This window comes from Bacillus jepli (assembly GCF_047238305.1).
GTDB lineage: Bacteria > Bacillota > Bacilli > Bacillales > Bacillaceae_L > Ferdinandcohnia.
Genome location: NZ_JBDFMO010000001.1, coordinates 1,692,539 through 1,714,280, shown reverse-complemented (window position 1 = coordinate 1,714,280; position 21,742 = coordinate 1,692,539). Strand labels below are relative to the sequence as shown.

The window sequence follows — 21,742 nt, the reverse complement described above, 5'->3', positions numbered from 1 at the left end:
TTTTTTTCACAGGCTACTCCTCTTCTATTATGCGCTTTTTTAGTATATCTGCCTTTAGATGGATTTTTACTTTAATTTTTCTTTAAAAATCTCCATCAGTTCTACAGTAGCGTCGTCAGTGTTTTGGAGACGAGGTGCTGCATTTGGCCGTTATGATTTTCCATGGATGCCGTGATTTCCTCAATGATGACCGCAAATTCACTGACAGAGTTTCGGTGAAAAATAAGTGAAACAGACCGACCATTCTGTTTTTTCGGATGAGATCCTCTCGTTTTAGCTTTTCAATTGATAAAACTCTTCATTCATATGGTTGTCCCCTAATTTCTGTATCTGCCACTGTATTACAGTTTTTTCATAGTTTTGAATATAGAATACTGGGAAAACGTGGAGAAACTCAATGAAAAACGCAAACTATTTAAACGCCATTGTTGCTTTTACTGCCTTTTTCCACCCATTATACAACTTATTTCTTTCTTCATCTTCCAATTTTGGTTGGAATGCAGTTTCTTTACTCCATTGTTTAGTAATTTCTTCTTTACTTTCCCAGAATCCTACAGCTAATCCTGCCAAATAGGCAGCTCCTAAAGCTGTAGTTTCTTTTATATTTGGACGTTCAACAGGAACATTAATAATATCGCTTTGAAATTGCATTAAGAAATTATTGCCCACGCTTCCACCGTCAACCCTCAAGGACTTTAGGTTGATACCTGAATCCTTAACCATTGAGTCTAAAACATCTTTTGTTTGATAAGCTAAAGCTTCTAAAGTTGCCCTAATAAGATGTTCCTTTGTCGTACCACGCGTTAATCCAAACACTGCACCTCGGGCATCGCTATCCCAATAAGGTGTTCCCAAACCTACAAATGCAGGGACTACATATACTCCTTCTGATGATTCTACACGGGTCGCATATTCCTCACTATTTGCAGCATTTGGAATCATGCGTAATCCATCACGCAACCATTGGATAGCTGATCCCGCCACAAATATACTTCCTTCAAGTGCATATTCTACTTTCCCATCAATGCCCCAAGCAATTGTTGTTAATAGTCCATGGTCCGATAGAACCACTCGCTTACCGGTATTCATGAGCATAAAGCATCCGGTTCCATACGTGTTTTTCACCATTCCTTCCTCGTAACATGCTTGCCCAAATAAGGCTGCTTGTTGATCTCCAGCAACACCTGCAATTGGTATTTGATGTCCAAAGAAATGGCCTCCATCTGTGGTTCCGTATATTTCCGATGATGATCTGACCTCCGGTAGCATGGACCCAGGAATTTCTAGAATATCTAGTAGTTCTTGGTCCCACTTTAATTCATGGATATTAAACATCAATGTTCGAGATGCGTTTGAATAGTCGGTTACATGAGCCTTCCCACCCGTAAATCTCCAAATTAGCCAAGTATCGATTGTTCCAAATAGAAGGTCACCTTGTTCCGCCTTTTCTCTAGCACCCTCAACATTATCTAAAATCCATCTTATTTTGGTTCCGGAAAAGTATGGGTCAACTAATAGTCCTGTTTTCTCTCTAAAAAGTTGTTCATATCCGTTGTTCCTTAGCTCTTCGCATATACCTTCAGTTTGTCGAGATTGCCAAACGATAGCATGATAGACAGGTTTGCCTGTTACTTTATCCCATACAACAGTTGTTTCACGCTGATTGGTAATACCAATCCCCTCTATTTGCTCTGGTTTTATATTAGTTTCCGCTAATGACGTGGCTATTACTGATAAAATGGAGCCCCAAATCTCATTAGCATCATGTTCTACCCAGCCTTGTTTGGGAAAATATTGGGTAAATTCTCTTTGTGATTGATGAACTATTTCACCCTTTTCATTAAAAATTATGGCACGTGAGCTTGTTGTACCCTGGTCAATCGCTAAAATATAAGTTTCCATGCTTAAACCCTCTCTATTTATTATGCGCTTTCAAACTTTAAGCGTTTTTTATATTACTTTGATTCATAATAATCCCATAATTCCTTACAAGATGTTGTGACCGTAGTTGCCCCAGCCTTAATCGCCTGTTCAACTTCTTCAACTGTTTCTATAAAACCACTAGCAATAATTTTTTTATCGATTTGTTGAGAAAACTGGCTTATAATTTTCGGAACAACTCCAGGTAATAGTTCGATATAATCAGGATCCGTCCGTTCAATAATTTTACTACTTTGAGAAATAGATTTAGAATCTAATAGGAAAATTCGCTGGAAGGTCAGTACACCTTTTTGCTTAGCTTTGATAATCACGCTTGGTTTCGTAGAAATGATCCCAGCTGGTTTAAATTCCTGACAAATGTATTCCGTTGCATACTCATCTGCCTTTAACCCCTTAATTAAATCAATGTCCAGTAATAATTTCTTTTGATGTTGTTCAGCTATTTTAAAAACTGGCTTTAATCTTGAAATATGTGTATTTAATATTGCAAAATATCCGTAATTAAAGTTGGGTAATATATCTACATCTTTTATTTCGCTTATTACTGGTAAAATTGCTTGTCCTAGAAAATTCATTTTTTCACCCGTACCTTTGTTCTCATTTTATGAAGATGTTCTATTTTGTCAATAATGAACAAGCATAACACAAAAGCAGATAACTTTTTACCATTTCAGTTTACAGTAAGAAAACGGAGGAGTGACCAAAACACTCCCATTAGCTTTCGTATTTTGGTCACCTTTTTTCCGTATTATAAAACCCTATAAACAACTCAATTCTCAAAAGACGCTTCGTTTAATGCTGTTTCTAAATCATGCCTAAATGCTTTTCTTGTCTTGGTTTCCCATTGGAAATAATCTTGCATATAGGTAATCACGTTTTCTTTATATTGTCGGACCATTGAAATATCAAATAGGATTGCTCCTGTTCTGCGGTTGAAAAAGTCTACTGGTGTTGCAGCCATTTCATGTTCTAAAGCATATTGAAGTTTTGCAAATAAAGTGATTGGAAGACTATAACTCTTTGCAGTCTCAAATTCGTATTGGATAATCTCAAAGAGTTTTGGAGTATTTGATCCATATTGTAAAGCTAAATATTCAGCTTCTTTTTCCGATAACCCAATTCCTTTACCCAGCTTAATTTGATCCTTTATATAATGTTTAAATTGTTCCGAACCACCTACGTCTCCTCCAGATATTTTAAGATGCTTCGTTGAACAAGGTGAAAATTGTTTTTGGTATTCTGCAGTTAACTTACTTGCTAATAAGTCCACTATATTTTCAGCCATTTTACGATAACCGGTTAATTTACCACCAGCTATTGTAATCAAACCAGATTCAGACTCCCATATTTCATCCTTACGTGAAATCTCAGATGGATCTTTTCCTTCTTCCCAAATTAATGGACGAACACCTGCCCAACTTGATTCTACATCATCTTTTGTTACGTTCACTTCTGGGAACATATAATGAATAGCTTTAAGTATATAATCGCGGTCTTCTTGGGTCATTTTTGGATTAATAGGATCACTATTATAGAACGTATCAGTCGTTCCCACATATGCTTTGCCTTCACGAGGAATAGCAAAAACCATGCGACCATCAGGTGTATCAAAATATACAGCCTGTTTCAACGGGAACTTCGATTGGTCAATAACAATATGTGCCCCCTTTGTAAGCTTGAGCACTTTTCCTTTTTTGGAATTGTCCTTCTCACGAATTGTATCTACCCATGGGCCTGAGGCATTAACAACCTTTTTTGCATAAATCTCGTATTCTTCACCAGTCAATTGGTCTTGTACGACGGCACCATTTACTTTGCCATCCTTATATATTAGTTTTTCAACTTTGGAATAGTTTAGAGCTTTAGCTCCTTTTTCTACAGCTGCCTTCATGACCTCCATTGTAAGACGTGCATCATCGGTTCTGTATTCAACATAGATACCTCCACCTTTGAGGTCTTGTTTTTTAACGAGTGGCGCTTTTTTTATCGTTTGTTCTGCGGTCAACATTGATCTTCTTTCGCTTTTTTTAACCCCAGCTAAAAAATCGTACATTCTTAGTCCTACTGATGTCATAAATCTTCCATAGGTACCACCCTTATGAAAGGGTAAAAGCATCCATTCTGGAGTTGTGACATGAGGGCCGTTTTCATAAACAATTGCTCTTTCTTTTCCGATTTCGGCAACCTGTTTTACATGAAACTGCTTTAAATAACGAAGTCCACCATGTACAAGCTTAGTTGAACGGCTTGATGTCCCGGCTGCAAAATCCTGCATTTCTACAAGTGCAATCTTCATACCACGGGCTGAAGCATCAAACGCAATCCCTGCTCCAGTAATTCCTCCACCAATAACTAGTACATCAAATTGTTCTGTTGTTAATGTTTTTATATATTCTTGACGTTTTTTATTTGAGAAGTTCATCCATAATTCTCCTTATTATTGTTTGATTAGTTAAATCAGGGTAATCAGGAAAATCAACAAATAAAAAAGACCACAGAAAACATTGCCGAACCTATTATTTCGGCTGTTCTGTGGTCTCTCTTAATCTCTACCGTGATTATTAACTTGTTAATAGTATAGCACAGAATTTTTGAAAATGAATTTTTTTACTTTTTCTCATTTTCAAGGGCTAAAGATTCTTGTCTGTTGGCTCTATCATTAATCAGTCTAACCAAATTAACCAACAGGATTATGAGTAAGGAGCTAGTTTCGTTCATGATAACAGTGCCAAGATTGATGTCTGTCCCTATACCCCTCAATAAAAGAACCTTTCGCCTAGTAACGATGTCCTTTGATGACAGGCATTATAATTGTACAATTACTGCATTTTACTTACCTCAATCGGTGAGTGCTCTCTTTTTGAAAAGGCACGGAAGTTTACTGTGAAGTGGAAGTCCTCATTTTTTAATTGATATTGTTCTAGAACTCCCGGCCCACAGCTTGCTGACCCTAAGCCCTGATGCTTGTAATCTACGTTAAAGGTGATAAAATCATCCTTCATTAAATCATAGGTATGGTTCGCATTTTCAAGCGTTTCATATGAATAATAGCTTGCGCTAAAATCAAAGTTAGGTTGACCAACGACTAGTAAACCCACACCTGAAAGGTCTGTTAGTGAAGCCCATCTTACTTCATGTCGATTTCCATTTTCCTGAGGAACGACATATGGAGTATGGAGCTCTTCTACTGTCTGTGACCAAATTCCAAAGCGATTGGCAAGCTTGCTATCAGAATAGGATTCTCCTGGTCCCCTGCCGTACCAATCGACTTGATTCAATTGAGGATTCAATTTCATTTGCAGGCCAATTTTCGGTAATGTAGACGATGATTCGCCTCGTTTCTTTCCATCCACCTCAATCGTCATTGCTCCATTTTTCGTAATGGTGTAGGTCATGGTTGTATCAAAGCCCCAAGCAAGCACTGGAGGAGCCATTCGAGATTTCACGTAAATTTTTACTTGATCCTTCGTTTGCGACTCTTCATACTCAACAGCTATTACACGAGTTTGCATGTGGTCTAGACCGAAATGTTTCCACTCGACTTCTTCTTTTTTAACGCTGAATTCCTCTAAGCCTAACTTGTCATTATCTGTTGGCGCTCTCCAGATGTTGATTTTTGGACCTTGGTCTAACAATTCAATCCCTTGGTGCTTCCAAGACTCGAGTACACCGTATATTTTATTGAAGGTATACGCGCTGGACTCTCCAAGCACCTCAAGCTTATGTTCAGTCTCTTTTATACTTAATGGACGGTACACTCGGCTATCTTTTACTTCAACAACTTCTTTTACTGGTAACTCAAATTGTGCCCATGCCACTTCATGACCCGCTTTTGCCCATTTCGTATCACTTAACTGATTAAATTGGATGTTTAACCAGTAATCGGTATTGGCCTTTATTATGACCGGCAATGTAAATGGAATGGAAACTTCAGCAGACTCACCAGGATAAATAGTTGATATCTCTAAGCTCCCGCCATCTAACACTTTTCCATCTGAAACGAGAGACCATGAAAGCGCAAGGTGATTTAGCGTACTAAAATTGTACAGATTATGAATGCGAACGGTACCATTTGCGAGATCAACTGCATTAACTCTTACAGGTTCAATCACCTTTTTATATTCTAAAAGCGCTGGAGAAGGTGTACGATCTGGCATGACAAGTCCATCAATGACAAATGTGCCATCATGAGGGGTTTCCCCAAAATCTCCGCCATATGCAAAATATTCTTCGCCATCCTCTGTATATTGACGAATACCGTGGTCTAACCATTCCCAGACAAATCCACCTTGAAGGCGCTCATACTTATAAAATAAATCAAAATACTCTTTAAACCCACCTGGTCCATTCCCCATTGCATGGGCAAATTCACATAAAATATGAGGCTGAGCCAAATCTGTTCGACTACCTAATTGCTCCATAATTGCATGTGGGGTATACATGGTTGAGAACATGTCGGCTGCTTCATGCAAACGCGTTGGGTTATTGTTTTCTTGAGTCATAATGAAACGAGTTTCCCCTTCATAATGAACAAGTCGTGTCGGATCCTTTTGCTTAGTCCACTCCGCCATTTCGATATGATTTTGCCCAAATCCAGATTCATTTCCTAACGACCAAATAATAATCGATGGATGGTTTTTATCACGTTCTACCATTCTCTTCATTCGGTCTACATAAGCATCCTTCCAATCCGGATCCTGGCTTAACTGATGTGGTTTTCCAATTCTATCAAATCCGTGACATTCTAGATCTGCCTCATCGATGACAAATAACCCATATTCATCACATAAATCATAAAAACGCGGGTCATTTGGATAATGCGCTGTACGTACTGCATTAATGTTATGCTGCTTCATTAGTTGAATATCTTTTACCATCCAGTCGAGTGGAACAGCACGACCTAAGTCTGGATGATGATCGTGACGGTTGACACCCTTAAAAAGAACCGGCACTCCATTCACCTGAATTAAGCCATTCTTTAATTCTACTTGTCTAAACCCAACCTTTGATGGGATGACCTCTATAATATTCCCTTGATCATCCTTTAACGTCATAACTAAGTAATATAAATATGGAGTTTCTGCCGTCCATTTATAAGGACTGGTTACTAGTATACTAGTGTCTAGTTTTGTTTCGACTGTCCCGCCTAATTGAAATTTTACTTCACGCTGTGCCTCTTTCATTTCTCTAAAGTCTGCATCAAATAACTGGATATCTAACTGGTACTCTTTAGAACTAGGAATATGTGAATGTATAACAGTTTCAAGCTGCAATTCTGCATCCTTATATTCTGGATCCAAGTTCGTTTTTACAAAGAAGTCATGAGTATATACTTTCGGCTTTGCTAGTAAATACACATCCCTAAAAATCCCACTTAACCACCACATGTCCTGATCCTCAATATAACTGCCATCAGACCATTGATAGACCCGTACAGCAATGGTATTATTTCCTTCCTGAACAAAGGATGTCACATCAAACTCAGAGGGTAAGCGACTACCTTGACTATAGCCAACAAACTGACCGTTGATCCACACATGAAATGCACTATCTACTCCTTCAAAGCGTAGAAAAATAAGTTCTTCTAGCATTTCATCAGATATATAAAATTCTCGTCGATAGGAACCGGTTGGATTTTCAGTTGGAACATAGGGAGGATCAACCGGGAATGGATATTGAACATTTGTATAATGTGGCTTTCCATACCCATGCAACTGCCAGCTTGAGGGAACTTGTAAATCATCCCATTCACTAGTATCATAGTTATTTTCATAAAACGAGGCTGGGGCATGTTCGGGAGTTTCCGCATAATGGAATTTCCACATACCATTTAAAAGTGTAAACCCTTGCGCACGACCTCTATCAAAGCTAAGCGCATCCTCCAAGGTCTGATAAGACATAAAATAAGAACGATCCTTTATTCGATTCTTTTGAAGAACATTCTGGTTCTCATAATCTTGTAGCTGCTTCATTTTGACCTCCAAAAGTTGGGACGGAGGGACAGTCCCTCGTCCCAGTTATTTATTTAAATGGGACAGTAAACCTGTCCCCGTGTCCCACATTATTTAATTGCACTTCCCAGCATACCTTGGATAAAATGCTTCTGTAGAGCAAGGAAGAAAATAATAATTGGAATCGTTGCAATCAAAATTCCAACATTGATTTGACCATAATCAATAATCGAAACACCCTTTAGACTTGATAACGCAACCGGAAACGTATACATATCGGTTGATGTCGTTACAACCAACGGCCACAGAAAGTTATTCCACTGTGATAGGAATAAGAAAATCGATGTGGCTGCAAGCGCCGGCTTCATAGATGGAATGACAATCTGAAAGAAAATCTTCATTTCTCCTGCTCCATCCATGCGTGCCGCTTCAATCAATTCAGTTGGAAACGCCATAAAGTTTTGTCTCATCAAAAAGATCGCAAATGGTGTACAAACGGTTGGTAAAATAAGCGCAATATACGTATTTAATAGTCCGTAATCGGCCATCATCCTAAACTGAGGAATAAGAAGGGCTTGATACGGAATCATCATGGATAAGAGAAACGTTGTGAAAATAAGCTTATTGCCTTTAAAATGAAATTTCGCCAAGGCATAGGCAGCCATCGTTGAAACCATCAATGCCAAAATGACATACACACCTGAAACAAATACAGAGTTAAATAATACTCGCCAAATATTGATACTCTCATTTAGATTTGTAAAGTTGGTTAAAAATTGATCTCCAAATGACAAGGTTGGAGGGTTTGAGAACATTTTACTCGTATGATTCGTTGCACCAACTAACATCCAATAAAATGGGAAGATTGAAATCACGATACCGATTAGCAAAAGAAGATAAATACTTGCTTTTCTCGAGAATCTTGATGCTTTATTTTCCTGCATTATTTACCATCTCCCGTTACTTTTGATTGAATTAGTGATAGAATCGCAACGATCACCACAACGACATACGCTATGGCAGATGCATAGCTAAAGTCATAGTACTGGAATCCATTTTTATAAATCATTAATCCTAATGTTGTCGTAGAATCTCCAGGTCCACCTTTTGTAAGGTTGAACGGTTCATCAAATAACTGTAAGGTCGAAATCGTTGAGATAATCGAAGTGAATAAAATTATTGGCTTCAATTGTGGAATGGTAATGGAGAAGAATTGTCGAATCTTCCCTGCACCATCAATGGAAGCTGCTTCATACGTTTCCTCCGAAATGTTCTGCATTGCAGCTAGATAAATCACCATGTTATAGCCAGTCCATCTCCAAGTCATCGCAATAATAATCGAAACTTTCGCCCAGAATGGATCATTTAACCAGGGAATAGCCTCAATTCCAAATAGGGATAAAAATTGATTGAAGATACCTTTATCCATCAAAATGATAGAAAATAAAATAGAGTAGGCAACTAATGAGGTTACAGCTGGTAGAAAGAACCCTGTACGAAACATCCCTTTAAACTTTAATAGTTTGCTATTTAATAGTGCTGCAAGCATAAGTGCTAAAAGAATCATAATTGGCACTTGAACAATGAAGATGATAAATGTATTAAAAAGGGCTTGATGGAATGTTGTGTCATTCAATAATCGGATATAGTTATCAAGTCCAGTAAAAACATAAACGCCACCTTCAGACGTTTGGAAACTCAAAATAAAAGATGAAATGATCGGATACACCGTGAATATTAGAAATAAAATGAGCGCTGGGGCTAAAAATAAATATGGCGTCCATTTTGTTTTATTGATTTGGTTCTTCATGTTGTCTAACCCCCTTATTCATGGGAGAGGTAACGAAAGTTTCTTTCATTACCTCTTTTTTTTGAATAGATTATTTCATTCGATTTTCAATGTTTTTCTTAGCCAATTGCATTGCTTCATCGGCACTTTTTCCATTCAGCGCTTCACCTTGTGCCTTGACAATTTCATCACGTGCGATTGGATCATTTTTTGTATAGATGATCGTCGGAATCTTGTCCATTTCATCTGCTAAGAAACGCCAGATTTTTTGATTTCCGAAGAATGGCTCTTCTGCATCAAACATTTCAGATTCAAACACTGGTGCATAAGTCGGGAATAATCCGCCTTCCATTGCAATTTCCTGTGCTTCAACACTTGTTGTAAACCATGACAAGAAATCATATGTTTCTTGAATTTGATTACCGGTTGACGGAATTACAAATGAACTACCACCTTGGACAGATGAACGTGATCCACCTTCCTCGTGTGCTGGTAATGGCATTAAGCCCCAGTTACCTTCTGTGTCAAGTGCTTGTTGTTTAATTGTTCCAACTAACCATCCACCTGCAATAACTGATGCTGTCTCTGAATTCGCGATTGACGTTACCCATGCATCCCAACCTGTAACACCTAGAAGAGCGTCTTTATCACGTAAACCTTTCAATACTTCAAGAGCATTAACAGAAGCTTCACTACCAACTGTTAAGTTATTCTTCTCGTCAAAATACCCTTCGCCTTGCTGGTTTAGCATGATTGTGTATTGGTTCGCATCTGCTTGGTCGAAACTAAGCATGGCTTTACCAGTAGCTTCTTTTACTTTCCCACCTGCTTCAACAAAGTCATCCCATGTTTTAATGTCATCCGGATTTACTCCAGCTTCTTCAAAGATATCTGTGCGATAAAATACTGCAGCCGGACCTGTATCAAATGGCATTGCATAGATGTTTCCATCTTTAGAACCCGCCTCTAGCTTAAAATCCGGAAAATCCTTTTTAAATTCGTCATAGCCAAGTTCACTTAAATTTGCAAATGCACCCGGGAATGCTTCTAATTTACCTTGAAGCTCATCGTCTGTTTGGAGCATTCCGTCTGGTAAACCTTTTCCACCCGCTTGTAAACCCGTTGTTGTTTTACTCTTAATGTCCTGACCACCTGTTTCAATAATATCTACTTTAAAATCAGGGTGATCCTTTTTATAGATTTCTGCTGCTTTTTCTAATACTGGGACATTAATGTTATTTGCCCAGATTGTGACGACATCATCATCTGCACCACCTTGACTACCTGAACTACCGCAAGCAGTCAATAAGACAGCCAATCCAATTCCAACAATAAAAAAGCTGAACTTATTTTTCATAAAACTCATTCCCCTTTTTAGTAATTTGTTTACTAATCAAATAATAACATCTTGTACTAAAAATGTAAACGTTTAATATTTAACTTTTTAGTAAAATTATTATTTTTGTTTACTATTGATTTACTAGTTTTACCATACTTTAGTAATACCGTTCCCACAACTGTGGGGTTGCGCTATGCACATAACTAGATAAACACGCTAATTTACTCCTTTTAAGGCAAAAAAAATGAGCCTGTGGCTCACTTTTTCCCCTCAAAAGGTGGTGTGCTTTTTCGAAAAATGGGTTTCCCTTGTATATAGACCGTTTTCGCGGTTGTTCTATTTTTTGTTAACCTTTCCTCTACCAGATCCAACCCCGTTTCACAAAGGGTTGGAATATCGATATGGAAGGTTGTTAATGGAGGGGAAACATATTTCGTTACACTAATATTATTGATACTAAAGAACGCAACTCTTTGTGGTATCGGAATTTGCATTTCATTAAATGCTTGGAGCGCCCCAATTGCAAGTGGGTCTGTCGCAACAACAAATGCTCCTGGAAGGTCATCCCCCATTTTCTCTATAACCCTCATTGCCGCTTTGTAACCATTCTTTACTGTACTTGAAGGTACAATGAGGATATCCTCTTCTCTTAATTTATTCCGTTCACGTTGATAGTTTCTGAACGTAATCTCCCGCAATTGGGGGATAGGTTCATTAGTCTCAACATCATAATCATCCGCACCAATAAACCCTATACGCTCGTAGCCCATGTCTTCAAAAAACTGAATCATGTATTCGGTCATAAGCTTCAAATCAGGTAGAACAGAATCTAGATTTTGAGGATCTCTACTTGTATTTAAAAACACGCCATGTGGTGTGATTTCCTCTAAGTATTTGATCTCTTTGTCGGTTAATTTTCCAATTGCAATAAATGCGGTTGTATTCTTCTCAACCTTTTCAATACCTTCATCCTTGTGATAACGAATCAATTCAATTTTCCGGTCCTTCGCTTGCTTTTCAATCTCGGTCCGAATGCCTTTGAAAAAGACATCCTCCAATTCCTCTTCATTGGATATCCAATATAGGAATGCAATATTGTTAAGCTGTGTAATCCCCTGTTTCTTTTTATATCCCAATTCATCAGCAACCGCTTTAATTTTATCTCTCGTTTCTTCACTAACAGATAAATTTATATCATTATTAAGCACCCTTGATACAGTCGCAATTGAAAAGCCAGATTTTTGGGCTATATCACGAATCGTGGCCATATTATACTCATCCCTTCTGTCTTCCCTCTACTTATATAGTATACAGAAATTCCCTCAAAGTAAACATTTTTAGTAAACGTTTTATTTTTTTAGGTGGTACAGGGGTGCCAGGGTGCCACAGGGACGGTTCTCGTGGCCCCGCGCAAAAAAAGAACCAAAGGGACCAATAGAACCGTCCCTGTGGTTCAATGAAAATACATTCGAAATCCTATCACAATCAACAAAAAGGATAGCATTTGCATGATGACTCGGCTTGGTATTTTTTGCGAGAGGATAACGCCTATTTGTGAGCCCATGATAATCCCGGTTCCTCCGAATGCAACGATCATCCAGTCGATGTTCCCGTGCCAGACCTGAAGAATAACACCAACAGATGAATACAGGCATAGGGAAAAGATGGAGGTTGCGGTTGCGATATGGGTTGGAAAACGAAAGATGTACACCAATATCGGGACAAGCATCCAGCCCCCGCCAATTCCAAGATAGCTTGAGAGAATTCCCATAAAAAAGCCGAGCGGAATGAGCCATTTAGCTTGTAATCTTGTGGCTGACTGAGGGTTAAAGGTGATGTTTTCGATTGATTCCCCCGTTGCTGCAGCTTCATTTTTCGCTTCCTTAATCACATTCTTCTTTTTAAGTAGATTCGTATTTTTTATCACTAAAAACAAGCCTAAAAAAACAAGTACACTCGCAAAGAAAAAATAAAAATAGGTAGAAGAGTAGGATTGTAGAAGCTTTACACCGATAAATGTTCCCGGGAACGCTCCTATACCTAATAGGATTCCTGTTCGATAATCAATCCGTTTTTGTTTGGCATATCCAAATACACCGGATAATGAGTTAATTAGTACAATGACTAGTCCTGTTCCTGCGGCAATAATGGGATCGACATGAAAGAGAAGCAAAAGTGCCGGTACAAATAGAAAGCCTCCTCCAGCCCCAACAATTGCGCCATAGCCGCCGGCAAATATCCCGATCGCCACAAGTAAAACGCCTGTTACAATATCCATAATTACGTTCCCCCTATGTATTCTCCCTATTAACCTATCAAACTTTCTAATTTTAGTAAAATAACAATGTATAATAGGTCATAACAAAACGTAATATCGCTGACAATATAGAATAATACGTACTCGTTCTTATATAATGAAATTAAAAACTACTTTTGAAAGGGGTGATACCATGAACATTGAGAATCTTAAACTCTTTTGCCTCGTGGTTGAAGAGGGGAGTATCACAACTGCTGCTAGGATGAGTTATATCTCTCAACCAGCTGTCACAAAAAAAATAAGCCAGCTTGAAAATGAATATGGTACCCTACTTTTTGAGAGAAACGGCGGCAGACTTGAACTAACAAATGCCGGGGAAGTCCTTTATCCATATGCGAAAGAAGTTATTGAAAATGTCAAAAGGTCATTTGATGCGGTTCAAAAAATGACAGGCAATGAGGAAGTAAATTTACATATAGGCGCAAGCTTAACAATCGGTGAATACCTATTACCTCAAATTCTTGGAATGATAAAAAAAGGATATCCACATATAACGTTCAGTCTTACGATTGGAAATACCCCAAATATGATTGCGATGCTAGAAAACAATGAAATTGATATCGCTCTTGTCGAAAGTCATGTAGAAAATCCGATTTTAACCATTGAAAAATTTGCCGAAGATGAACTTATTTTAGTGACTTCGAATGAACACCGTTGGAAGCAGCGCAAAACGATAGAAATAAGTGAATTGGTTGAGGAAAAAATGATTTGGCGAGAGCCTGAATCCGGTTCTCGTTTGATTGTCGAGAATTACCTTCGTGAGTTTGGAATCCTTGACGACATAAAGAGTGAAATGGAACTTGGGAGTATTCAATCTATCAAAAGTGCCGTTGAAGCTGGCCTTGGAATCAGCATTCTCCCAAAAATTACCGTTTTAAAGGAGCTCGAACTAGGAACATTATGTCAGATCAATGTGACCGATTTTTCACTCACGCGTGCACTATGGATGGTGCAAAAACCACATTGCTTCCCAAAAATAGGCTTGCAGCATTTTGTTGATTTTATCCGAAATCAGTAAACCGTCCCTGCGGCCCCAAAATAAAAGAGGAGTAACCTGATCGTTCACAGGTTACTCCCCTTTTATTATGCGCTTTACTAGTATGACTTGTTTTATTTTAAAATATCCTCAATTTTGGTTAATTCTGCTTCGGTGAAATTGAGGTTTTTTAAAGCTGCTACACTGTCCTCTACTTGGCTCACTTTGCTTGCGCCAACCAACGCCGATGTGACACGTCCTTCGCGGAGTACCCATGCTAGCGCCATTTGCGCAAGGCTTTGACCTCTTTCTGTTGCAAGTTCGTTTAGCTGTTGGATTTTTTGTAAGACTTCCTCTGTAATTTGGTCTTTTTGAAGGAATGTGTTTTCCTTCGCGGCCCTTGAATCGTTCGGAATGCCACCAAGATATTTATTTGTTAACAATCCTTGTGCCATCGGTGAAAAAACGATAGAGCCTACGCCATTTTCAGTCAACACATCCTGCAATCCATCCTCAATCCATCGGTCAAACATCGAATATCTTGGTTGATGAATGAGCAGTGGAGTTCCTAATTCTTTTAAAATACGAATCGCTTCTAACGTTTGTGTAGGACTGTAGTTGGAAATTCCTACGTACAACGCTTTACCTTGTCTTACGATATGGTCAAGAGCACCCATTGTTTCCTCAAGTGGTGTGTTGGGATCTGGACGGTGCGAATAAAAAATATCGACATACTCAAGGCCCATTCGTTTTAAACTTTGATCAAGGCTTGAAATCAAGTACTTTCTTGAACCCCAATCCCCATATGGACCTTCCCACATATGGTAGCCCGCCTTCGTGGAAATCACCATCTCATCACGATATGGAGAAAAATCCACCTTCAGCATCTTGCCAAACATTTCTTCCGCACTACCAGGAGGTGGACCATAGTTGTTTGCTAAATCAAAATGAGTAATTCCAAGGTCAAAAGCTCTTCGTAAAATGTTCCGCCCATTTTCAAATGAGTCGACTCCCCCGAAATTATGCCACAATCCTAAGGAAATCGCAGGCAGCAACAAACCAGATTTTCCAACGCGATTATACTTCATTTCACTATACCGATTTTCACTAGCTTGATAGACCATATGTATCTCTCCTTCATTGGAACAATGGGACAGGTCCCTTGAACCAGTATTATTTTGGGACAGTGTACCTGTCCCCGTGTCCCACCAGGACAGGTGGACCGCCTTTATTTTTCTTTGAAAATCTCCATCAATTCTGCAGTGGCCTCGTCTGTGTTTTGGACGTAAGAGACGAGATGCTGCATTTGGCCGTTTTGGTTTTCGATGGATGCAGTGATTTCCTCGAGTGATGCGGTTGTTTCCTCAATGATAGCTGCAAATTCACTGACAGAGGTTTCCATTGAAACCGTTGAATTCCCGATTTCATTCGTAATTTTTTCGAAATGCTTTACAGCTTCGTTCAGCTCGGAAACGGTGTCGTCGATGACTGTGAAGACACCTTTTGTATCCTTTGTTAGCTTCACACTCTCGTCCATTTTTTCAGCATTCTCTGTCATTTGTTTTTGCGTTAAAGTCGTGCTTTCGTTTACTTCTTTTAGATTTTCAGCGATGAGGTTGGCTGTGTTTGAAGTCACCTCAGATAGCTTCCGTATTTCAGACGCCACGACGGCAAAGCCTTTGCCACTTTCACCGGCACGCGCCGCTTCAATTGAGGCATTCAAAGCAAGTAAATTCGTTTGTGATGCGATTTCTTGAATACGGTCTGTAAATCCGTTTGTCTCATTAATTTTTTCAACGAGTAGATTCATTGTTTCAGACATAGAAGTCACCGACACCTGGAAATCTGTGATTTTTGTGAGTAAAAGGTCAATGGTTTCATTTCCATTGTCTGATGCTTGATTGGCATTATCCGTCTGTGTACTCAAGTGGTTTGACCCTTTTACAAGCTCCTGAACCACCCTATTGAGATTCTCAATAGATTCAGTAATTGTTGACGCGGATTCATTTTGAGTATTCATACCAGCAGAAATCTCTGAAACAGCGATGGTCATTTCATTGAAGGTATGCATTTGCTCTTCACCTTGGCGACGAATGTTTGTAATGTTGTCGCTGATTGTTTGTGAGTTTGCCTCAAGTTGTGCCGCATGCTGCTTTCTCATTTCTAGCAGCTGCTCGGTATGCTTATGTGTTGTTTGAATATCCTTAATTAACTCCCCTGTTACAAGACTCTGAAAAAATAATGTCGCAATGATAACCGTAAAGATTAAATAATAGATGATAAGCTCCTTCGGGGTATAGCCAAATTCCTGCCCCTTTGTCACGAAAAATAAAACCGTGATCACAATCGCACAACCCACACCAAAGTATAAGGTTTTACGCTTGTTGTAGATTGCAACCGTTGTCAAAAGGTAGAACGGTAAAAGGACGATTGGTGCTGATTGCGAGCTAAACATAATAACAAACAAAACCACCGATATCCCTATCACCGAAAAATAAGGAGTTTGTGTTAAAAATAGATTCTTATAAATCAGTATGTGTAAGATGGATAGAAAGATCGCCCCGCCAATTCCGATCGTGAGAATCATTTGTAGGGGTTGTCCAATTGCAGCTTCAACAATAATTGCGAGAATGACAGAAATAAGCGAAACAAGACCGACCAATTTGTTTTTTCGAATGAGATCCTCTCGTTTTAGCTCTTCGATTGATAAAATCATTTCATTCATAAGGTTCTCCCCCAATTTAGATATCTCCCTCTATTTTACATTTTTTTCATAGTTTTGAATATAGATTTGTTTTGGGATTTCTTTTCAAACAAACGTTTGATTAAGGATTTGAGTCAAGGAGGTCAAGGGATGGAGGATTCAAACAAGTGTTTGTTTGAATTCATGGTGTAGTTCAAACAAACACTTATTTGAGGCATATGTTCGGTTTTTTTGTAAAAAGAAAAGCAAGCCAAAGAAAACAGATTCTAGCTTGTTGAAAAAGAAGAAGTCCTTTCAAAGATAATTACAAGTTTTTCTTTTATTAAGATAGGTTAACAATTCATTTAAGAGTTGGTAATTCCAGATAAATCAACAATTTTTAAAAGATGGCTTGTCTATAATGACAGGTGTTAAAGGAAAGAAGCAAAGATTAGAGCGGATAAACAAACAAAAATTACACGATTTAGCTTATCCGAAATTGAGGTGATAAAAATGGGTAACCTTTTACGATATGCTGTTCAGTCAAAAAAGAAAGATCTCATTAACAAGCTAATTAAACGAGGCATTTATAAAAAAAATGACAAACATTTGTATGAGTTGACGTTGAGTGAACTGGAAAAAGAGTATGAATTATATAACCTGATGTCTACTTCAAAAGGAAGATACTACCTTTAAAATCAAAGGGACTCGACCGGCTAATAGCACTTCATCTTACAAAAAAAGCACACAAAAGGGGCAGCACCACGGCTGCCCCTCCAAAATATTAATTCAACTTTGATCTCAAATACGCATCAATAAACATATCAATTTCGCCATCCATGACGCTTCCGGTGTTACCAACTTCCACATTCGTGCGGTGGTCTTTGACCATGGAATATGGGTGGAAAACGTAGGAGCGAATTTGGCTGCCCCAACCGATTTCTTTTTGTTCGCCGCGAATTTCGTCTAGTTCTGCTTGTTGTCTTTCAATTTCTAATTGATACAACTTAGATTTCAACATTTTCATCGCTTGTTCACGGTTTTTGATTTGCGAACGCTCGGTTTGACAGGTTACAACGGTGTTCGTTGGAATGTGTGTGATACGAACGGCGGAGTCAGTGGTGTTGATGTGCTGTCCACCTGCTCCACTGGCACGGTACGTATCAATTTTTAAATCTTCACTACGAATGTCAATTTCGATTTCATCGTTAAACTCTGGCATAACCTCACAAGACACGAATGAAGTGTGACGACGGCCAGATGAATCGAACGGCGAAATCCTTACCAAACGGTGTACTCCTTTTTCAGCTTTCAAATAGCCGTAGGCATTATGACCTTTGATTAGAAGGGTCACACTCTTAATCCCCGCTTCATCTCCAGGGAGATAGTCCAATGTTTCAACCTTGAAGCCTTTTTTCTCTCCCCAACGCGTGTACATACGAAGAAGCATGGAGCCCCAGTCCTGTGATTCCGTTCCTCCTGCACCTGGGTGAAGCTCTAAGATTGCGTTATTTTTATCATAAGGCTCGCTCAAAAGAAGCTGTAGCTCAAATTCACTTAAGTTCTTAGACAATTCCTGAATTTCCTCATCAAGCTCTGCCTGTAAATCTTCGTCTGGCTCTTCCTTCACAAGCTGATAGGTAAGCTCTAAATTTTCATAGGCATCATGTAGATTTGTAAATTCAACGACTTGGTCTTTTAATGCATTTGATTCGTTGATGATTGTTTGCGCCGCATTCTGGTCATTCCAAAAGTCCGGCATTGACATGATTTCGTCAAGCTCGGTGATGCGCGCTTGTTTGGCCTCTAAGTCAAAGAGACCCCCTGAAGCCCGCTAATTTCTTAGCCATTTTGTCAAGTTCGTGCTTAATATCTACTAATTCCATAAACATATCCTCCAAGATGTAGTCTTCATCTAATATCTTAATCCTTCTTCATTATCTTACTCATTTTTCAGCAAGAAGTCCCGGTTTATTTCGAATGAAAAGGTGAGAGCCGCCTCTCACCCTTTCCAAATTTATTTATAGATGGGAAGTCCCATTATTTACCGTGACAGTTTTTGTATTTTAAGCCACTTCCGCAGTAGCATGGGTCGTTACGGCCGATGTTAACGGCTTTTTGAACGGGGCGTTTCTTTGGCTTTTCTGCTTCGCCGCCTTCTTTTGGTTGAACGGCATGGCCCTTCGCCACCTCTTCACGTTGAAGATTGCTGCGGATTTGCGCCTTCATCACAAATTTCGCTACGTCGTCTTCAATTGAAGCGACCATGTTTTCAAACATCGCGAAGCCCTCAAAATTGTATTCGCGAAGTGGATCATTCTGACCGTATGCACGTAAATGAATACCCTGACGAAGCTGATCCATTTGGTCGATGTGGTCCATCCACTTGCTGTCAACGGCACGAAGCACAACAACACGCTCGAACTCACGCATTTGTTCTGGCTCGATTTGTGCTTCTTTTTCATCATAGCGCACTTTCACCTTATCAAAAATGAGCTCGGACATTTCTTCTGGCTCTTTACCACGAAGGTCATTCTCCGTCACGTCGCCTTCATTTAGAAGGTTCGCATTGACATAATCAATGATTCCTTTGTAGTTCCAGTCTTCCTCTACCTCATCCTTTGGAGTATGAGCTTGAACTACGCGGTCAAGAGAAGACTTAATCATATTCTCTACAACTTCACGAAGATTCTCAGAATCCAGAACCTCGAAACGTTGTTTGTAAATAACCTCACGTTGTTGACGAAGCACATCGTCATATTGTAAAAGCTGTTTACGAGCATCAAAGTTATTGCCCTCAACACGTTTTTGCGCAGATTCAACCGCTCTTGAAACCATTTTACTTTGGATTGGCTGGGAATCATCCATGCCAAGACGCTCCATCATATTTTTCATATTGTCAGAACCGAAACGGCGCATGAGCTCATCTTCCATTGATAGATAGAACTGAGTCACACCAGGATCCCCTTGACGACCTGAACGTCCACGAAGCTGGTTGTCGATACGACGGCTCTCATGTCGCTCTGTACCAATAACGGCAAGACCGCCAAGCTCCTTGACACCTTCACCAAGCTTGATGTCGGTACCACGACCAGCCATGTTAGTCGCGATCGTAACCGCACCCTTTTGACCAGCCTGCTCAATGATTTCCGCCTCGCGCGCATGGTTTTTCGCGTTCAAGACATTATGTTTTACGCCTTTTTTTAATAAAAACTTCGAAATAATTTCAGACGTTTCAATCGCAACCGTACCAACTAGAACAGGTTGTCCCTTTGCATGGCGCTCCGCAATATCCTCAGCAACCGCGCGGAACTTTCCTTCAATCGACTTATAAATTAAATCAGGACGGTCATCACGGGCAATCGGACGATTCGTTGGAATTACGACAACATTCATATTATAAATATTACGGAATTCCTCTTCCTCAGTCTTCGCCGTACCGGTCATACCTGAAAGCTTTTCATACATACGGAAATAGTTCTGGAACGTAATCGTCGCAAGCGTCATACTTTCATTTTGAATTTCAACGCCTTCCTTCGCCTCAATTGCTTGGTGAAGGCCTTCACTATAACGACGTCCCTTCATTAAACGACCTGTGAATTGGTCAACAATCACAATTTGTCCATCATCAACGACATAGTCAATATCGCGGTGCATACTTGCATTCGCTTTTAAAGCTTGGTTGATATGGTGAATCAAAGCCACATTTTGAATATCAAACAAGTTCTCAACGCCAAACACTCGTTCAGCTTTTGAAATCCCTTCTTCAGTTAGCTGAACACCTTTTGTTTTTTCATCGTAAGTGTAGTCATCTTCTTTTTTAAGCGTCGTCACAAATCCATTCGCCTGCACATAGAGGGAAGTCGATTTTTGAGCTGAACCGGAAATGATCAGCGGTGTACGCGCCTCATCAATTAAAATCGAGTCAACCTCGTCAATCACGGCAAAATAAAGCGGACGCTGTACCATTTGTTCCTTATAAAGGACCATGTTATCACGAAGATAGTCGAAACCGAACTCATTGTTCGTTCCGTACGTAATATCAGCGCGGTACGCTTCAATTTTTTCCTCACGTGACATGGAATTTAGGTTTAACCCAACTGACAATCCTAAAAACTCATAAAGCCGGCCCATCTCGTGCGCATCACGGCTCGCAAGGTATTCGTTGACGGTAACAACGTGAACCCCTTTACCAGTGATCGCATTCAAATAAACAGGCATCGTGGAAGTTAACGTTTTACCTTCCCCTGTCTTCATCTCAGAAATATTTCCTTCATGCAGGGAAATACCCCCCATGAGCTGTACGCGGTATGGGTGCAGACCCAATACACGCTTTGCTCCCTCACGAACAACAGCGAAAGCTTCAACTAGTAAATCATCGAGTTTTTCACCTTTTTGATATCGTTCCTTGAACTCTTCGGTTTTGCTGCGAAGGGCCTCATCTGAAAGCTTCTCCATCTCAGGATGAAGGGCCTCAATTTTATCGGCAAGTGATTCCAAGCGCTTGATTGTGCGTTTGTTTGGATCAAAAACTTTGTTTAAAATTCCAAGCATCATGTACGCTCCTCTATCGTAAAAATTCACACCAGCTGTGAGCTGAATGATTTTGTAGAAAACTTTAATGAAATAAATATCTTCTATTTTACCACTAAAAAGGACAAGGGTAAAATATTATCGGGTTTCGTGATTTGAGGGGATTCGACAAAAACATAAGAAAAAGGCATCCCGTCACCAACAACAAGATAC

General features: G+C 39.4%; 15 protein-coding genes. 2 read left to right on the top strand and 13 right to left on the bottom strand.

Annotated elements, in window-relative coordinates; all coding sequences use genetic code 11:
* Positions 1–411: 411 nt before the first annotated feature.
* The 9 genes from glpK to ABC371_RS08400 form a co-directional block, all read right to left on the bottom strand.
* Entirely contained in the window at positions 412–1,902 is a 1,491-nt protein-coding gene (glpK, locus tag ABC371_RS08440) for a glycerol kinase GlpK (RefSeq protein WP_412896389.1), read from the bottom strand.
* A gap of 53 nt (positions 1,903–1,955) precedes the next feature.
* On the bottom strand, positions 1,956–2,516 hold the full coding sequence (locus tag ABC371_RS08435) for a glycerol-3-phosphate responsive antiterminator (protein WP_412896388.1): 561 nt from the start codon (positions 2,514–2,516) through the stop codon (positions 1,956–1,958).
* 194 nt (positions 2,517–2,710) lie between these two features.
* Positions 2,711–4,363: a glycerol-3-phosphate dehydrogenase/oxidase gene (locus ABC371_RS08430; protein WP_412896387.1), complete on the bottom strand. Its 1,653-nt coding sequence runs from the start codon at positions 4,361–4,363 to the stop codon at positions 2,711–2,713.
* Positions 4,364–4,760: 397 nt separating this feature from the next.
* A complete protein-coding gene (lacZ, locus tag ABC371_RS08425) occupies positions 4,761–7,913 on the bottom strand; it encodes a beta-galactosidase, LacZ type (RefSeq protein WP_412896386.1) in 3,153 nt (1,050 codons plus the stop codon).
* An 89-nt stretch (positions 7,914–8,002) separates the two neighbouring features.
* Entirely contained in the window at positions 8,003–8,836 is an 834-nt protein-coding gene (locus ABC371_RS08420; protein ID WP_412896385.1) for a carbohydrate ABC transporter permease, read from the bottom strand.
* Positions 8,836–9,702 (bottom strand): carbohydrate ABC transporter permease, encoded by an 867-nt coding sequence (locus ABC371_RS08415; RefSeq protein ID WP_412896384.1) that lies wholly within the window; start codon positions 9,700–9,702, stop codon positions 8,836–8,838. The genes ABC371_RS08420 and ABC371_RS08415 overlap by 1 nt, the downstream gene beginning before the upstream one ends.
* A 70-nt stretch (positions 9,703–9,772) precedes the next feature.
* A complete protein-coding gene (locus tag ABC371_RS08410; protein WP_412896383.1) occupies positions 9,773–11,038 on the bottom strand; it encodes an ABC transporter substrate-binding protein in 1,266 nt (421 codons plus the stop codon).
* Positions 11,039–11,277: 239 nt separating this feature from the next.
* Positions 11,278–12,288, bottom strand: coding sequence for a LacI family DNA-binding transcriptional regulator (locus tag ABC371_RS08405; RefSeq protein WP_412896382.1), 1,011 nt, complete (start codon positions 12,286–12,288; stop codon positions 11,278–11,280).
* A 185-nt stretch (positions 12,289–12,473) separates the two neighbouring features.
* The gene (locus tag ABC371_RS08400) at positions 12,474–13,298 is read right to left on the bottom strand and encodes a sulfite exporter TauE/SafE family protein (RefSeq protein ID WP_412896381.1); all 825 of its coding nucleotides are present in this window, start codon (positions 13,296–13,298) and stop codon (positions 12,474–12,476) included.
* A gap of 172 nt (positions 13,299–13,470) precedes the next feature.
* Here ABC371_RS08400 and ABC371_RS08395 point away from each other — a divergent pair, with 172 nt between their 5' ends.
* On the top strand, positions 13,471–14,355 hold the full coding sequence (locus tag ABC371_RS08395) for a LysR family transcriptional regulator (protein ID WP_412896380.1): 885 nt from the start codon (positions 13,471–13,473) through the stop codon (positions 14,353–14,355).
* Between the two features lie 92 nt (positions 14,356–14,447).
* Here the strand turns inward: ABC371_RS08395 and mgrA are convergent, their stop codons facing one another.
* Together mgrA and ABC371_RS08385 are read right to left on the bottom strand one after the other, a co-directional pair.
* Entirely contained in the window at positions 14,448–15,437 is a 990-nt protein-coding gene (gene mgrA, locus ABC371_RS08390; RefSeq protein ID WP_412896379.1) for an L-glyceraldehyde 3-phosphate reductase, read from the bottom strand.
* Between the two features lie 104 nt (positions 15,438–15,541).
* Positions 15,542–16,123 carry a methyl-accepting chemotaxis protein gene (locus ABC371_RS08385; RefSeq protein WP_412899301.1) on the bottom strand — a complete coding sequence of 194 codons (582 nt, stop codon included), beginning with the start codon at positions 16,121–16,123 and terminating at the stop codon, positions 15,542–15,544.
* A 1,386-nt stretch (positions 16,124–17,509) separates the two neighbouring features.
* Here ABC371_RS08385 and ABC371_RS08380 point away from each other — a divergent pair.
* Entirely contained in the window at positions 17,510–17,692 is a 183-nt protein-coding gene (locus ABC371_RS08380; RefSeq protein ID WP_412896378.1) for a Fur-regulated basic protein FbpA, read from the top strand.
* 88 nt (positions 17,693–17,780) lie between these two features.
* Here ABC371_RS08380 and prfB read toward each other — a convergent pair.
* Together prfB and secA are read right to left on the bottom strand one after the other, a co-directional pair.
* Positions 17,781–18,882 (bottom strand): peptide chain release factor 2 gene (prfB, locus tag ABC371_RS08375; protein WP_136380971.1). Its coding sequence is split into 2 segments (ribosomal slippage): positions 17,781–18,809 and positions 18,811–18,882, totalling 1,101 coding nucleotides; the frame shifts between segments, so codons are not numbered across the junction.
* 154 nt (positions 18,883–19,036) lie between these two features.
* The gene (gene secA, locus ABC371_RS08370; RefSeq protein WP_412899300.1) at positions 19,037–21,550 is read right to left on the bottom strand and encodes a preprotein translocase subunit SecA; all 2,514 of its coding nucleotides are present in this window, start codon (positions 21,548–21,550) and stop codon (positions 19,037–19,039) included.
* Positions 21,551–21,742 lie beyond the last annotated feature (192 nt).